General features: G+C 41.2%; 17 protein-coding genes and 1 pseudogene. 8 read left to right on the forward strand and 10 right to left on the reverse strand.

Annotated elements, in window-relative coordinates; all coding sequences use genetic code 11:
* Positions 1 to 297: 297 nt before the first annotated feature.
* Positions 298 to 1,140, forward strand: coding sequence for a DegV family protein (locus tag ACYQ2N_RS09140; protein WP_459998944.1), 843 nt, complete (start codon positions 298 to 300; stop codon positions 1,138 to 1,140).
* A 59-nt stretch (positions 1,141 to 1,199) separates the two neighbouring features.
* Here ACYQ2N_RS09140 and ACYQ2N_RS09145 read toward each other — a convergent pair whose 3' ends face one another.
* Entirely contained in the window at positions 1,200 to 1,508 is a 309-nt protein-coding gene (locus ACYQ2N_RS09145) for a zinc-ribbon domain containing protein (RefSeq protein WP_459998945.1), read from the reverse strand.
* Between the two features lie 317 nt (positions 1,509 to 1,825).
* Between ACYQ2N_RS09145 and hflX the strand changes: the two genes are divergently transcribed.
* Positions 1,826 to 3,625, forward strand: coding sequence for a GTPase HflX (gene hflX, locus ACYQ2N_RS09150; RefSeq protein WP_459998946.1), 1,800 nt, complete (start codon positions 1,826 to 1,828; stop codon positions 3,623 to 3,625).
* Between the two features lie 148 nt (positions 3,626 to 3,773).
* Here the strand turns inward: hflX and ACYQ2N_RS09155 are convergent, their stop codons facing one another.
* The 4 genes from ACYQ2N_RS09155 to ACYQ2N_RS09170 all read right to left on the reverse strand — a co-directional run bounded on the left by ACYQ2N_RS09155 (position 3,774) and on the right by ACYQ2N_RS09170 (position 6,718).
* Positions 3,774 to 4,142: a VOC family protein gene (locus ACYQ2N_RS09155; RefSeq protein ID WP_459998947.1), complete on the reverse strand. Its 369-nt coding sequence runs from the start codon at positions 4,140 to 4,142 to the stop codon at positions 3,774 to 3,776.
* A 38-nt stretch (positions 4,143 to 4,180) separates the two neighbouring features.
* Positions 4,181 to 4,291, reverse strand: a complete 111-nt coding sequence (locus ACYQ2N_RS09160) for an RCKP-type rubredoxin-like domain-containing protein (RefSeq protein ID WP_459998948.1) — start codon at positions 4,289 to 4,291, stop codon at positions 4,181 to 4,183.
* A 325-nt stretch (positions 4,292 to 4,616) separates the two neighbouring features.
* Positions 4,617 to 5,732 carry a DUF6765 family protein gene (locus ACYQ2N_RS09165; protein ID WP_459998949.1) on the reverse strand — a complete coding sequence of 372 codons (1,116 nt, stop codon included), beginning with the start codon at positions 5,730 to 5,732 and terminating at the stop codon, positions 4,617 to 4,619.
* 191 nt (positions 5,733 to 5,923) lie between these two features.
* Complete coding sequence (locus ACYQ2N_RS09170; protein WP_459998950.1) at positions 5,924 to 6,718, reverse strand: VanW family protein; 795 nt, start codon at positions 6,716 to 6,718, stop codon at positions 5,924 to 5,926.
* A gap of 262 nt (positions 6,719 to 6,980) precedes the next feature.
* On the opposite strand from ACYQ2N_RS09170, the gene ACYQ2N_RS09175 reads away from it, so the two are divergent.
* Both ACYQ2N_RS09175 and ACYQ2N_RS09180 read left to right on the forward strand, forming a co-directional pair.
* Complete coding sequence (locus ACYQ2N_RS09175) at positions 6,981 to 7,538, forward strand: carboxymuconolactone decarboxylase family protein (RefSeq protein ID WP_459998951.1); 558 nt, start codon at positions 6,981 to 6,983, stop codon at positions 7,536 to 7,538.
* Between the two features lie 949 nt (positions 7,539 to 8,487).
* Complete coding sequence (locus ACYQ2N_RS09180; protein ID WP_459998952.1) at positions 8,488 to 9,558, forward strand: MinD/ParA family ATP-binding protein; 1,071 nt, start codon at positions 8,488 to 8,490, stop codon at positions 9,556 to 9,558.
* A gap of 323 nt (positions 9,559 to 9,881) precedes the next feature.
* Here the strand turns inward: ACYQ2N_RS09180 and ACYQ2N_RS09185 are convergent, their stop codons facing one another.
* The 4 genes from ACYQ2N_RS09185 to ACYQ2N_RS09200 form a co-directional block, all read right to left on the reverse strand.
* Entirely contained in the window at positions 9,882 to 10,241 is a 360-nt protein-coding gene (locus ACYQ2N_RS09185; protein WP_459998953.1) for a TfoX/Sxy family protein, read from the reverse strand.
* A gap of 138 nt (positions 10,242 to 10,379) precedes the next feature.
* Entirely contained in the window at positions 10,380 to 10,838 is a 459-nt protein-coding gene (locus tag ACYQ2N_RS09190) for a YdeI/OmpD-associated family protein (RefSeq protein ID WP_459998954.1), read from the reverse strand.
* A gap of 192 nt (positions 10,839 to 11,030) precedes the next feature.
* Complete coding sequence (locus ACYQ2N_RS09195) at positions 11,031 to 11,606, reverse strand: GNAT family N-acetyltransferase (protein WP_459998955.1); 576 nt, start codon at positions 11,604 to 11,606, stop codon at positions 11,031 to 11,033.
* 136 nt (positions 11,607 to 11,742) lie between these two features.
* Positions 11,743 to 12,690, reverse strand: a complete 948-nt coding sequence (locus ACYQ2N_RS09200; RefSeq protein WP_459998956.1) for a hypothetical protein — start codon at positions 12,688 to 12,690, stop codon at positions 11,743 to 11,745.
* A 286-nt stretch (positions 12,691 to 12,976) separates the two neighbouring features.
* Between ACYQ2N_RS09200 and ACYQ2N_RS09205 the strand changes: the two genes are divergently transcribed.
* From ACYQ2N_RS09205 to ACYQ2N_RS09220, 4 genes and pseudogenes are all read left to right on the forward strand, one after another.
* Entirely contained in the window at positions 12,977 to 13,249 is a 273-nt protein-coding gene (locus ACYQ2N_RS09205) for a hypothetical protein (protein WP_459998957.1), read from the forward strand.
* Between the two features lie 5 nt (positions 13,250 to 13,254).
* Complete coding sequence (locus ACYQ2N_RS09210) at positions 13,255 to 13,449, forward strand: hypothetical protein (RefSeq protein ID WP_459998958.1); 195 nt, start codon at positions 13,255 to 13,257, stop codon at positions 13,447 to 13,449.
* Positions 13,450 to 13,555: 106 nt separating this feature from the next.
* Positions 13,556 to 13,807, forward strand: coding sequence for a tyrosine-type recombinase/integrase (locus tag ACYQ2N_RS09215; RefSeq protein ID WP_460000499.1), 252 nt, complete (start codon positions 13,556 to 13,558; stop codon positions 13,805 to 13,807).
* A pseudogene (locus ACYQ2N_RS09220) lies at positions 13,800 to 14,727 on the forward strand (IS91 family transposase); the annotation flags it as partial. The gene ACYQ2N_RS09215 and the pseudogene ACYQ2N_RS09220, both read left to right, overlap by 8 nt.
* Here ACYQ2N_RS09220 and ACYQ2N_RS09225 read toward each other — a convergent pair.
* Positions 14,726 to 15,238, reverse strand: coding sequence for a nuclease-related domain-containing protein (locus tag ACYQ2N_RS09225; RefSeq protein ID WP_459998959.1), 513 nt, complete (start codon positions 15,236 to 15,238; stop codon positions 14,726 to 14,728). The pseudogene ACYQ2N_RS09220 and the gene ACYQ2N_RS09225 overlap by 2 nt on opposite strands.
* Positions 15,239 to 15,389 lie beyond the last annotated feature (151 nt).

A 15,389-nucleotide genomic window follows, 5' to 3' on the forward strand; every position in this document is an offset into this window, starting at 1 on the left:
CAGCATTTGCAGGGTTACGACAGTAGCAACGCGCTTGCATGTTAGCTTAATCTACACTACACTCTAAACAACTACAATCTATTTTCTATTATAGCTAAAACTTCGGGATTTTGTTGCCTGAGGATAAGTTAGCAAAATTAAAGTTCTTAAGCTGTCCGATGCTTTATGTAGTATAATTGGAAGTACTAGCCTAGCAGAAAGAGCTTTGGCAACATTTCCCCCAGTTGCTGGTTTGGGAGTAGTTGTGAGACCTCGAATTTTGTACTGGGAAAATAATAGTGTACGTGGAGGTTGCGCATGAAAAGAATTGCCTTGGTAACAGACAGTACGGCTGACCTAACGGAAGAATTGAAAAATCAGTGCGAAGTCCATATTATTCCGTTAAAGGTTAGGTTCGGGGAACAAGAATATTTTGACACTGAGATTAGCAATGAAGAATTCTATCAGAGTTTAGCTGCGGAAAAAGAACTCCCCAAGACATCACAGCCTTCTCCTGAAGAGTTTACCAGCTTATACCGCAAGTTGCTGGATAATTATCATGAGGTTATTTCTATTCATTTATCTTCCGGCCTAAGCGGCACCTTGAACGCTGCCCATCTGGCTAAAGAGAAGTTGAAAGGGAAAATTCACATCATTGATTCTAAGACGATCAGCCTGGGCATGGGTTTAATGATAATTGAAGCAGCCAAAAATATTAAAGAAGGTCTGGATTCCTCCCAAATCGTCGATAAGCTTGCCCAAGCAAGGAAAAACATCGAAACCATTTTCACCCTTAATACTATGGAATATCTGCAAAAAGGCGGACGAATTGGTCGCGCCCAGAGTCTGATGGGAGCGATTCTAAATATTAAGCCAATCGTTAGGGTCGGAGACGATGGAATATATCATACGTACGGAAAAGCCCGCAGTCAGGACAAGGCACTGGAAACCATAGTTACAGCCTTGCAGGAATTCACTAGAGGCAAAAAACACATCCGCTTAGCGGTTGCCCACGGAGCCGCTCACCAGGCAGGCTTGTATCTTAAAGAAGCCTTAGAAAATACTTTTGAAATGAAGACCAGCATCTTTACTCAGGTAGGACCGGTGATAGGTGTTCATACAGGACCGGGAACAATAGGGGCCGCCATCCAGTTTGAGTGAACAAGTAAAATAAAAAACCTTCCCCAGATTAAATCCGGGGAAGGTTTGCCAGCTCTTACTTACCAGCTGCGACGGCTGCGTGATTGATAGCAGTCGCGGCAGTATACCGGTTTGTCGCCAGTCGGTTGGAACGGAACAGTGGTTTCCTTGCCGCAGGAAGAACAAACAGCAGGATACATTTGGCGCTCGCCACGGTCATATCCTCCGCCTCTATTTGATCTAGTTTGTGCCTTTCTGGCAGAGCGGCATTCAGGGCAACGTCCCGGCTCGTTGGTAAATCCTTTTTCAGCATAGAACTCTTGTTCTGAAGCTGAAAAGACAAACTCACGACCGCAATCTTTGCATGTTAAAACCTTGTCACTAAACATTTGAAAAACCTCCGATTTGTTTTTTACTCGTTCCGGGAAGACATTCATTACTCCCGGAGCCAGGGCAATCGGAAGGTTTCTGTTACTTCACCAGTATTAACGAGTCTAATTTATTATAAGGATATAATCGGAATAAATCAAGTGGAAAATCGAAACTAATTGTGTTAACATCTCCCATTAGAGGCTTATTAACCGCTTTTACACCTTTTTACTTAAAAAAACTAGGCCGGAGGTGTTCACATGCCCGAAATTCCGGAAATGGAAACCTACAAGAGGTTTTGCTTACCTTAATTTCATTAAATTACAAAGGGGTTATTATGAGAATCAACGGCGAAACGGAAGGCCTGAAAAATTCAGTACTGGCAGAACTGGATGCCCTATTTGATCTGCTTATTCCCCAGGACTCCCTGTGGACAGAAGAGCTACTCCTGAAAATCTCTTATATATCAGCGGATATCAACCGCGAACTCGCGCTCTACCTTGACCGGAAGGGACATATTATCGACGTAAGCGTCGGCAACAATAGTACTGTAAGTTTATCAGCGGTCGAGGGCAAACGAAATATCAGTCGTCTTTCCGGTACCCGGTGTATCCATACCCATCCGAATGGAAGCGGTCTGTTGTCTGCTCCCGATATTAGTTCTCTCAAGATTTTGCGGCTTGATGCCATGATTGCCGTAGGGGTACGGAATCGAAGCCCACAGGACATATATGTAGGAATACTTTCAGCGCTAAGCCCTGACGAAGTTGAGATGATCGGGCCTTATAGTCCCGATCATCAAGATTTTGCCATCTTGCTCGAACGGATCGCCGATGCTGATAAAACTCTACGGAAAACGATAACTTTAAACAAACATAAGGAAGAGCGCGCCATTTTAGTTGGCCTGTATACGCGAGACTCTCATCATCAGAGCAGTGTCGACGAGGCAGATGTTTCAGTCTTTGAACTTGAAGAACTCACCCACACCGCCGGAGCAATTGTAGTCGGGCACCTTAGGCAAAAACGTGAAACCCGTAATTCCACCACAATCGTGGGTCAAGGTAAGATTGAGGAACTACGGCTACTGGCCCAAACGACGGAAGCAAATATTGTAATTTTTGATGAAGAATTGACCGGCGCTCAACAGCGTAATGTCGAGAAAGCGGTCGGACTGAAAGTATTGACCCGGACCAGCTTGATTCTGGATATCTTTGCCCAGCGGGCCCGTTCACGGGAAGGCATCCTGCAAGTGGAACTGGCACAAATGGAATACCAGCTTCCCCGGCTCATGGGAGTCGGACAAGCTCTTTCCCGTCTGGGCGGGGGCATCGGAACACGCGGCCCCGGAGAAACTAAATTGGAAACCGACCGCCGCACCCTACGCAGGCGCATCGCATACCTAAAGGAACAGCTTTCAGATATCCGTCGCCAGCGGGAAGTGTTGCGCAGTTATCGCAAGAAGAGTGGCATCCCGGTTGTATCGATCGTAGGTTATACCAATGCAGGTAAATCAACTCTGCTAAATACCCTGTGTGGGGCAGATGTACTCGCTGAAGACAAACTTTTCGCGACACTCGACACGGCCACACGCAAGTTAGGGTTGAACAACGGCAGTACGGTACTACTCACCGACACGGTCGGATTTATCCGCAAGCTCCCGCCCAACCTCCTTGACGCTTTCAAATCCACCTTAGAAGAAGTGGCACTGTCCGATCTCATCCTGATCGTTGTTGACGCGTCCGACCCTCAAGTAGAGGACCATGTGCATATCGTAGATAAAATTCTTGCTGAGCTCGGCGCGGGTTCGAAACCGGCTATGGTCGTATTGAACAAGACTGATAAGTCGACAGCAGACAACCCCGTCATCCTGCTGCATGAAGATCGCCAAATTGTCGAGATCTCCGCTAAACATGGCACAGGACTTGATAAACTTAAGCAGGCTATTGAAAGTGCACTCTACACCAACCGTGTCCAAGTTCAGTTATCTGTACCATTTTCAGATGGGGCGATAATTTCATGGCTCTACGCTCATGGCAATGTCCTTGATGTAGCCTATAGCCACAGCGCGACTTTGGTTAAAGTGGAATTGGACAAGCAGCTGCTGGTAAGGGTTGGAGCTTACCTTAGCAGTGAGTAATTTTGGAACCTCATGTCAATGGATTTTCCTTTTCGAAGCGAAATAAGCTTCAAATAATACTTCAAATCCAATTGCAACAATAAATACTATCTTATGAGAACTTCCATTCCTAATTAAATTTTGTACTGTCCGGTCAGTTTACCGTTAGTTATGATCTAAAATAATTGAGAACCCATTCAATATTATTTTTATCGGTTAAATCTGCATGTAATGCTCCAAAAAATGTTTCTTGTAATTCAACAACGACTTGTCCCTCACTACTTAGTGCTTGATATGCTTTTTTAATTTCATCTTCGTTCTCGAATTGTAAAATTATTTTTACGTTCTCACCTTTAGAAAATACCTTGCCCATAGAATCAGCAAAATGGATTAGGCTACTGCCTAAATGTAATTCGGCATGCATAAGTTTTCCAGCGTGTTCATTAAGAATTTTAACTTCTCCGCCAAAAATATTTTGATAATACTCAATTGCTTCTTTACAATTGTCAACAATCACAAAAGGACTTGCACTTTTCATGTTTTCCTCCTGGTCTTTACCCATAAATAGTTGGTCCTTTACTCTTTCTTTTCAAAAGACTCCTTAGTTGCTCCACATTTGGGACACTTCTGTGGCCTGCATCTTCCTTCCTTTTCTTCACCACACTGAGAACATTTCCATGTTGCCATTTTTTCCACCTTCTTCTCATAACATTTTTAGATTCATCTATTTCCGCTCGACGCGTGTAGGCCCTGAATGATAGCCGCTATCCGTGTCTTCGGTTTCCTATTCCTCATCCTTATCCAACTTGTCGCAGGGCCAAATTCCAGTATTTTGCAAGGTACGGGTCTGAAGTTGTGTTTACAAAGTGACATCACAGCCCTCCATTTATATGAATTCGGCAACCAATCGGTATCATATAATTATATGACACCATCGATTTTCACGTCAAGATTATTGGATTATTATTCCCGATGCGTCCCAACCTCATCCTCACACTTAAAAGAATAAACGTTAGACAGGAATGCTTAATTGGTATTTGGAACAGTATTGGAAGAACTTTTTCTTATACCATTTAACAGCTAAATAAAAATGATACCAGTGAGAATTCATAAAGTCATCCGCCAATTGAACTCCTTCTACTTTCCGACGATCAAAAACTTGCGGATTAAAATTAGCAAAAGCTTCTTTCAGCCATGTGTTTTCCTCGTAGATTATCAAATCAAGGTCATCCTTATTAAATAGTCCATGCTCTATTAGAAATGTTATCCAATTCTCTTCCCTTATTTTATCCGTGTTTTCCAATACAAGCGTATCCATAAGCATATCAAAGTTTCCAAACTTCAAAGTACTATCAAGATATTGATTATGTTTAATTAAATATACGTCTAAATGTTTTTTAATACTATTAAATGCTCGTTTAAATCTATCTTTATTATCTATCTCTACCATCGTATAAGAACCATTAAATTCATCACTATAGTCATATTCATACGACCACATCAAATAGGGTATATCTGGGAATTCCATTGCTTGTCCATGTCCGTAGGCAGGCATAATACGATCAAATAATTCCTCATATTTATCCTGACTAAATTGCCTAAGTACATACATAATTCTGTCGATTAACCCTAAGCGTGCTTCCGTTTTTGCTTCACAATACTTAATATCATTTACTTTACTTAATATCCCACTAAAACCTTGGTGAGAAAATGTATCTGCGTATGCGTGCAAAACGATACCTAGCTTAATTAAGTCATCCACAAGGAATACATCGTTTAATATATCTAAAATTACCGGTGATTCTTCCTTGCAACGAAGCTTTTTCGTGAAGTTCTCACCTTTACACCCTGGCACAAAATGAAAGGCACTTGTATTGTTTACCATAGCCTCGTAATTAAATGTTTTAATCCGAAAGTAAGAATGGCAAGTGGCCATATTAAAAAAAGCAGGCCGATTTTCAACAATATCATACTCAATATTAATTTTTGAATGATTAAAAAACATAAGATTTATTTTAGCATCATCCACAAATTGTGAAGCATACGCAATGACATGAGCACTGACTTTGTTAAAACCACAAGCTCGACATAATGCCAGAATAGCATAGTAATGGGCATCTCTTTTCATATGTGCCCTCCTCGTAACTTTTATCAGGGATTTATGTCAATTTACATAACAGCTTGGCATTCACGACGCCGATGAGCCGAACCCATGAGGAATACCCCCGGGGTGCTGTTAATTTCGTAGAAACATGTTTATTCCTTTCTAATGGGTGAACCATTTAATATATAAACCAATAATATATATTAAGGGGGCGACTAGTTATGTTCGTTCATACAATAAAAAAGTCTAAAGATAGAAAGCTTATCGTTAATCGCATGATTCTCTGTAACAAAATCATCTGCTATTTCATTGTAGTTATGGTCTAAAACTTTACGCCTGATAACGTTATGGCGCATGTACCCTCCCCACCATTCCTGGTTTATTAAATGTTCGCTCTCATAGATCTTATATTTGAATGGGCATGGTTGCTCACATCGCCATTCGCCCTCTAAGTCCGAATCTCCAACCCTGACTAAAAGTTGATAATTATGTGGTGTATCATCCTTGATCTGTAAATCCACATAATTGTGAACAACGGTTGCACCACTTCCGAATGGCTGAGTCCGATTTGCATCAGGAAAAACATCATGTGTGTGCCTCCAACGTTCCGTGACCGTTAACGGCGTGTGAAGGGCCATCCAATAGATGAGATTTGAAAGTTGATATAGGCCGCCGCCTACTCCAGCGGTAAATGAACCATTTGTTAGAACCATCCCGTCCAAAAAACCTTTTCTTTTTGTTGGTTTCCCAACCAAACGCCAGAAGGAAAATGTCTCTCCGGGTTTTAGCATGATCCCGTTAAGTTTTTCAGAAGCTAACTTGAGGTTAGTTACTTTATTCTCTTGTAACCACATATCAACGTTACGCAGCCGTCTGTACAATGGAGTTTTATGAGATGTCACTATGTTAGGAAGCTCTATCGTTCTTGAAGTGGATGCATATCTTATTGACCGATTAAATTTCCATATATAATAACGACGCCAGGTGAAGTATAACTTCCCCAGAAACATGCGAAAATTGGAACGAGATACTGGCCTTTCAGATTGATAGTTGTACTTTAATGCCAGAATAATCCACTCCTTCTGCTATATGTGCGGATATAGCATATAACGTTCCGCGCATTGCCAACGCGCCCGAACCACATACATCTTGGGCTAAGTTGGGAATTCTCGATGGAAAGGCCTTCTCCGGACTCCTTCGTAAACATACTGACTACAATCGACTTTGAGATTATAATTAAAGGCAAGATTAATGTTGAAATGGGGTTAATGCATGAAAGCTTTTATCAATCCACCAAGGAAAATACCATTCTATTTGAGAATAGGGATTTGGATTACCAAACTTGTTACAGGAAAGGACCTTCTTCCGCCTAAACTTCTTGCCTGGTATCCAAAAACCGCGATCGGTTCGGGAATCCTTGAATCCCTTGTGGCTGATGGTAAAAAGGATTTAGACAAGCGGATACTTAAGCTAGTTCGGTTACAATCGTCATTTACAGTTTCATGCCCCTTCTGTATTGACATAAACTCCTTCGAATTTGATAAGGTCGGGATAACCGAGGAAGAAATGTCAGTCCTCCAAGGACGTACTGAACAAAGTAAAGTAAAAACGTTTTCCGACCGTGAAAAACTTGCGATGGAATATGCAAAATGTGTATCAAAAAGTCCCCTTTCCTTTCCCGCACCCCTAATCGAGGAACTTAGGAAGAACTTTTCCGAACGGGAAATTGTTATACTAGCTTCTACTGCTGCACAGGTCAATTATTGGGCCAGGTTGATCCAGGCCTTAGGAGTCCCACCGGCTGGTTTCTCCGATAAATGCACTCTATAACCCTACTATGTCCTCAAAATAATGAGACGGGCGGTATTCGGCGGCCCGCTAAAACCAAGAAAGGCAATCGATACCTCAAAGCTATTTTGACCCAGTCTTGGTTATCCTTTTACAACTAGAATATCAAAGACAATACCACTAAAGCGTTCGGTTTTTATCCATATCATAGGCGTTGCTTACATCGATGACCCGTTAAAAATACAAGAAATATACACGGAATTTTTCTTTGTGAATCTGTAAGACCTCTACCAAGGGGGTCTTTTCTCATTCTCCAAAGACATTTCACACAAACTAGACCACAAAGCAGTTCAGGCATAACTAATTCAGGATTACGTGGGTAGGATATTTCGGCTAACATTCTGAGCATTCCCGACACGTCCCAACCGCTTGCATATTGGCAAAATGTTGCAAACACTCTGTTCGAAGCCGAACGCCCCCAAAGCTAGAGGCCGCCATGGACGGCGGCCCCTATAGCCGTCTCAAACGACTTGTTCGCTAATTCGACTTAATATTTCCTATGGTATATTGCAACAAAAAGGAAATATAGAACGGGCATCAATATCAGTGTGAAGATTGCAAACTCCTGCATTGACACGTTAACGGCATTGCTAAATACTGAAGCAAGGAAGATATACCAGTAGGAAATCCAAAAAGCCGTATGACCAGCTTAGAGTTAATATAGATATTCCGCTCCTCTTGTTCAAGTTGTAAGTTCCTAGCTGAACCCGGGTGCTTCTTGGCTATTTGATAAATTAAAAGCATACCTACTCCAGTTGGAATAAATCCGATTGCAAGTCCAAGCATTATCAATTGGCAAGTTAAAAACTCTTGAGATCTTATAAGCAACCTCTCATTAAAAGAAATGAGCCTTTTCTTTAAGATTAAAAAGGGGATAAACTCCCTTCTGTCGAAAATATAAAAAAAGTTCGACCGGTGGTGAACGCTTACAGTGATACAGTCGGGGCAATCTCTCCTCTTCACGACAAACTCTTCCCTTTATCAAGACACATACCAAGCTCAAGTGCGGGCAGTCTTTCCTGATCGAATCGAATTACTCCTTTCCTTGTATCGCGGTTATCTCCTTTTGCTACCCGTTGGTACGGAAATTCGTTGGTTATCACCCGGGCTAGAACACTGTGTTTCTACGGTTCTGTCCAGAGAAACCCAAAGTTGGAGCACCACTCTGCCTCAAGCCGTTTCTGCTCCTCACGCTACCAAAGTCGTTGCCGTGGGAAGTGGTAAAGGCGGCGTGGGTAAAACGACCTTTTCGATTAATTTTGGCCTGGCCCTAAGTCAATTAGGCCATCGCGTCATCCTCCTCGATGCTGATCTCGGCATGGCTAACATCGATGTACTTCTTGGACTTGAGAGCTCTCTAAACCTTGGCCATGTCATTGCCGGAGAGTACACCTTAAAGGAAATTCTTCAAAAAGGCCCCGGTGGACTCCAAGTTCTGGCTGGCTCCAGTGGTATTAGTAGTTTAACCCGGTTAGATCCCATTCAATTTAATCGTCTTTCAGCGGGCTTTCGAGATTTGGAAGCAGACTGTGATGTCTTAATATTGGATACAGGTGCTGGAATTTCAGAACTGGTTCTTATGTTTCTTGGCGTGGCTGATGAATTCATTCTCCTCTCTAATCCAGAGCCCCATGCACTAATGGATGCCTATTCCTTATTAAAAGCCTTAGCCTATCAGAATCCAGGGATTCGACCCCATATTGTCATGAATCGCTGTGAATCAGAATCTGAGGCACGAAAGTGCATTCGCTCACTTATGGATGCCTCAAGGCATTTTTTGAATTTGGAACCCGTTACCTTAGGCTGGCTCCCCGTTGACCCATGGATTACCCGTTCTATTAAAGAGCGCTTTCCTCTCTTTCTGTCCCATCCACATTTGGATTTTTCTCGTCGTATCCTCCAAATGGCCCAAACTCTTGGGGGAAAAACGTCTCAGCCTGTACCCAACGAAGGGATCCTTTCTTTTTGGGATAAACTTCGAAAACGTCTAGGGGCGCATTAAATAAACCTAAAGCCGTTAAAAATATCTCTCCAAAGCGTTCATCCGACCGTATTAAAAAAATATCTTCAGCCTGAAACTTAGTACAATTATTAATATAATTAGGCCAACGATAATTGGATTTTCTAAAGAAATTCTTTGCAAATTTGTAACCACATGCATCTTGGCTTAGTGTTAGGACGTCGGCAAATGCCTACTTGCACAAATCCATTTATACTTTTACACAGATTTCCCGAACCACACTAAACGTACCCACTCCTAGTGCAAACTTGTACTGTTGCTGATTTGTTCAGTCCGTCTAAGTATTGACTAGTTTTAGAAGTTTATCATTTTGCAGATTTCTTGCCTTTTTGGGCCTTAGAAGGCTTATTCTTGGATGCCAATAGAGCTTTCCGAGCCCAATCCGATAACCGCTCTTTGTTTTCTATAATCTCAACAGGTACTTCGTAATATGGCATTACCATGGGTTTGTCAGGAAATGGTTGGAATTGTTCCATTCCAGCTTGTTCATAGTCTGATTTATTGGAGTCGTTCACCTTAAAATACAGGACGTCATCTGCAAGTAACCCGAAAATTAAACCATCATAGTAAATACCGGCACCACCGAACATCTTTTTGATTGTAACGCAACCCAACTGTTCAAGTTGGTCGACGACGTAATCTTTGAAACCTTCACTTACTGCCATCCTTATTTCCTCCACAAATTAGTAGTGTCAAGTGTACGCAACTGCAAAAAGCGTGTCAGATACATACGAAGCCGAATAAGCCTCCAACCGCAACCATAAAAGGCGCGTCCCGAGAGGACTACCCTATAGGATCCGCTTTTAAGGCTCCTTAATACCTTGAAGTAATTTATCAATAGAGTTCCTAAGTCTCCTATCCCTTGTTTCCACTTTTTTCGCAGTTGTAATCCACTGTACATACTCTTTTCGATTGGTAAATGACAACTTATCGAAAAACATTTTGGCCTCCGGATTTTGGTTTAACAGCTTTTCAAAGTCCTCTGGTAATTCCACCGTCCTAGGCTCCACATCCTGTTTAATAACAACATGAACTCCTTCACCAGGGTTTTTACCAATTTCGGCTCTAACCTTCTTTGTTAAACCGATGAGGTGACAGTGGTGTCCCATTCTTGCCAAGGATCCCCTATACTCGTATCCATCGAACGTAGCAATTACCTTAACCTGTCCCCTGGTTCCGAACTCTGTTTCCACGTCAAAGGGAAATTCAACGTATCCCCAATCAATTGTCCCATCCGTTTTAAATCGTTGCGTCAAATTCATAAATCTTCATTTATTACGCTTCTCCACTAATTAATTATTCAACTATATTCCTTTTATTTACATACCTTTTTTAAGCTTACATTATGTAGGCCAGTTTTGCTATACCTTATTTTTCTTTCCAATAGCCTGAAGAAACTTTTCCTTGACAGCAATTAGCTGGTTTATGCGAAGTTGGACACCCCAAAGAATATCTCAAGTACAATATCTCGTGATTAATTGTCCCTTGTCTCTGAATATCTCCTTATATCCGGCTGTTATAAAAGAGGAACCAATTCCTGTATATCCTTTACATCCTGACAAATCCTCTGTCGGATCTATTGGATATGCCTCCACAATCTTAGCTCCCTGAGAAATGGCATATTCTGTCGCAGCACGGATTAGTGGTACCATTAGCCCTTTACGTCTAAATGACTCTCCAATAAAGAAACAGACAATCGCCCAAACTTCGTTATCCTCAGCCTTTTCTAACAGAAGATTACTATTATGTAACTGTGGAAAATTACTTCTAGGTCCGAGCGAGCACCAGGCAGCAGGTTGCTCCTCTACATATGCTAAGATCCCTGGAATAGTCCCTGTTTGTACTAACTCCTTCATGGCGTTTTTATTTCCATCTCCGAGTTGTTCTTCGAACTCCTTTTCCGGAATCCTCCACCACATACACCAACAACCTTCATATGCACCATGCTCTCCAAACAGACTCACGAAGTTCTCCCAATTTTCGGGTTTTAAAGGATGAACCTCAATCTTTTTTCCTTGCATTTCGTACATACTAATATCATCCTTTCCGTCCAATTTCCCATAACGTTCTGCGTATTCCCGACGCGTCCCAACCACATGCATCTTTACCAAGTGTTGGGAATACGCTGTTATGTGCAGTAACGGGCCCCCAAAAAACTGCTTTCACCTATAAGCTGTTTATCCCCTTACGATTTTCCTCATCTAACGCTTTTTTAAAGATTTTTGATGCCATGTAAGAAATAAAAAAACCTATAATTCCCACGTTAAATACAGCACCAAACATATATTCAAAAAATGGAGCAAAATTCTTCAACGACTCAAACCCCATGCTAGAAGTTGATAATGAGTAAAAATTTAATAAGCCTAATTGAATTATCGTCAAGAGATTAACCAAGTTCAATGAGTTATACTGCTGTATATTTGCGAACAACTTGAAAATCTCATTATTTTGCAGGTAGAAAAATCCGAAATGTAATCCTATGGCTAAAAGATCATACACGTATACGAGAAGAAGGTTTGCTACACAAAACCAAATATGTTCAAAACCATCAATAATACTCTTTAAGAAATAAACTGAGAAAATAATAGTTGTTAATAGAGAAAAAATAAAAAATACATCGTTACTTGGATATTTAAGATACCCAACAAAAAAGCTTAAACTATAGATCGCAAATATGCATAACTTCAAGAAATAAAAGCCAATTTTATCAAAGTAGTATCCGTAATAATTCCGACCTAAAAATTTTGCTAATCCTAATAGAGTAATTACCACACAAAAAAAACCTAACCAAGTGGTGAATTTACTAAAGCGCAAAATACTAGGAGGAATACTTAATATTACCGATATCGGAAATGCATAGAATATAATACGTCGTTTTACTTTAGAGTCTAGAGTGATTAAATCAAGGAAGAAAGTGGTTACCTCCTCTCGCTTCAATGTCTTGGCTTTTTCCATAAAAACTAGGCGGTGATTGGGACTAATCTTTACGCTCCTTATCTTAGCTAACAATTTACGTCCAGATAGCCAAGTCTGTAAGCCGTAAAAATATGCCGAGTAACTAACGGAAATTAGAGAAACGATTAAGACCATCCCCGCCAAAAATCTTAACAACAACTTCTGATTCCCTCCCCAAAATTGGAACATGTACCGTTATTGCACATAACGTTCCGCATATTCCCGACGCGTCACAACCACTTTTATCTTGACCAAGTGTCGGGAATACGCTGTTATCTGCAGTAGCCCCCTAAACAATACTGATGGAAACTAAATAATTCTTCAAACACCATTGATTATTTCCTCTTATTAAGTCTCATTGGTTTCATAAAATCTATTAGATGGGAATTTTTAATACATTTTGGGAAAGCATAAAATAGTGATAAATCATTAGGAGGTTTTATTAATGTTACTAGACTTATCAACCATATTTAAACTGATTAACTATAATCAGCCACAACTAAGAGAACTAGACCCAACCACAATACAGAGGATCAAGGAAGGGGCTTATTTAGTAAAAATAATTAGTGAAACCGAGGTCACTGCTCGAAAATGCGACTACTACTCCTTACAATGTTTCGATCAAGAACTCAAAAATTTCTTTAATAGCGAGTCTTTAAAACTTAAAAACGCAAAAAGTAAACTTCAACAATACTATGAAAGTATGACTAAGGAGTGATACAAGTGAACTTTAGTGATATGGATATGTTGCAAGATTACGAAAAGGATACGCGAATGGCTGCGCTGGCATTTGCACTTATTCAAACAGAAATATTCGACAATACATTAAGAGGCTTAATAGCTAAAGCTTCAGATGAAGCTGCAAAATCTCAGAAACTAGCAGCAGACTTAATTTTAGCGCGCGGTGATAGACCTTGAAATCGTTGGTAAAAATACTTCTGTAACCAAAGCTCTAATTCTAAGTAGCTTTGGTTTTATATTGGATAATCTTAACCAAATTTCTTATTAAGTCACCATTAAACCTATTGCCGCCACGAACATTCAACGTATCTTTCGAGTTGCCAAGCTCAGGGCCGGTATTTCGAAACCTGCCACTGTTCATACGCTTAGACACAGCTTCGCTACCCATCTTCTTGAGTCCAATGCCGACCTGCGTACGATCCAAACGCTTATGGGGCATAGCGATATTTCGACGACCTCTAACTATATTCATCTATCAACAAAACATATTGCCTCTGTAAGAAGTCCTCATGACGGATGTGGTTCAAATGCCTGAGCTTCAGGATATATTTAATCACGTCCGTCTTGATTCTATGTCTCCTGCTCAGGCCAAAGCCTTCAATATGATTCGTCACTGCCGTACCGCAAAACTTGGATACCATGCCGAGGTTTGTACGGAGTGCGGCTCTGTGGAGGTTTCTTACAACTCCTGCCGCAATAGGCATTGTCCCAAATGCCAACATTCTGTTCAAGAGCAATGGGTTGATACTCAGATGGACAAGCTCTTGCCTGTCGGCTACTTCCACCTCGTTTTTACGATCCCGCAGGAACTGAATACCCTTGTTTTTCAAAATCAGAGGCTGCTTTATTCTATCTTAATTCAATCAGCAGGACATACTCTAATTGAACTGGCCAAGGACCCTAAGTTTCTTGGCGCGACAACCGGGGTTACTTCCGTACTGCATACCTGGGGGCAGAATCTGTCATTTCATCCCGAAAGACATGTCTTTCGCACTTGTTCATGTTCATTGTATTGTGCCGGGTGGTGGCCTTTCCAATGATGGACTTCGATTTGTCCGTTCAAGCAAGAAGTTATTTATCCCGGTTAAAGTGATTTCGAAGAAGTTCAGAGGAAAGTTTCTTTACCTTCTGAAGCAAGCCTACTGTGAGGGAAACCTGAACTTTTTTAATGAGGCAACCAAGCTGGCACTTAAGGGCAATTTTCTCTCCCTTGTTGACTGTTTATACCGCCATGACTGGGTCGTCTTTTGCAAAAAACCGTTCAAATCTCCGGCTCATGTTGTGCGATATCTTGGCCGTTACACGCACAGAGTGGCTATCGGTAATTCCAGAATTCAGTCGTTTGACGGTCAGTCGGTCAGTTTTTCCTGGAAGGATTATAAAGATGGCGGTAAATCCAAAGTGATGGTGCTCGATGCCGCGGAATTTACCATGGGCTTTTTTATGAGAATTCTTATGAAATCCTACCAAAGTGGGACTTAGTCTCTACACACCATAACCCGTAACTCGAAACGACTAAATGATCAATTTGGGCTTCTTTATCATCCACTTTGACCGTCACATCATTTAATATGTAATAATCCTCGGGCAACTCCTTTAACTCCCTAAAGACCCTTTTTTCTCCTATATTACCCCGAATAATAATCATTGATTTCCACGTAAGCTGAGCCGCCACTCCAATCACAACTAGGGGAACAAAGTATATTCCTAATGCCCCTTTAACAAAGATGGGCAATAGCAACGTAAGTAGCGCCACTATCCACACTATACCAAGGATTGTCCAGTTCCGTTTCGATTGATCCTGTAAAGTACTATGCTCTTTGATGATGTGCGCCATGCCAATATCCCTGCCCCTTCTCCCTTTCTCTCCATATTCCACCCCAGGATGGCAATATCCTGCAATTTTCCAAAAGCTCCCGTAAAGAGAGATTATTCGACAAACATAGTTCATGGTCAGAATTACCATCTTTATTAGAGCGATTTCATATAACGTCCAGGTATTCCCGACGCGCCTTAGCTACATTCATATTGGCAAAGTGTCGGGAATGCCGTGTTAGCTGAAGTGTTCCCGTTCTTTCAACTTATCTATTTAAGACTATATCCCTTCATATTAACTA

This window comes from Paradesulfitobacterium aromaticivorans (genome assembly GCF_054657415.1).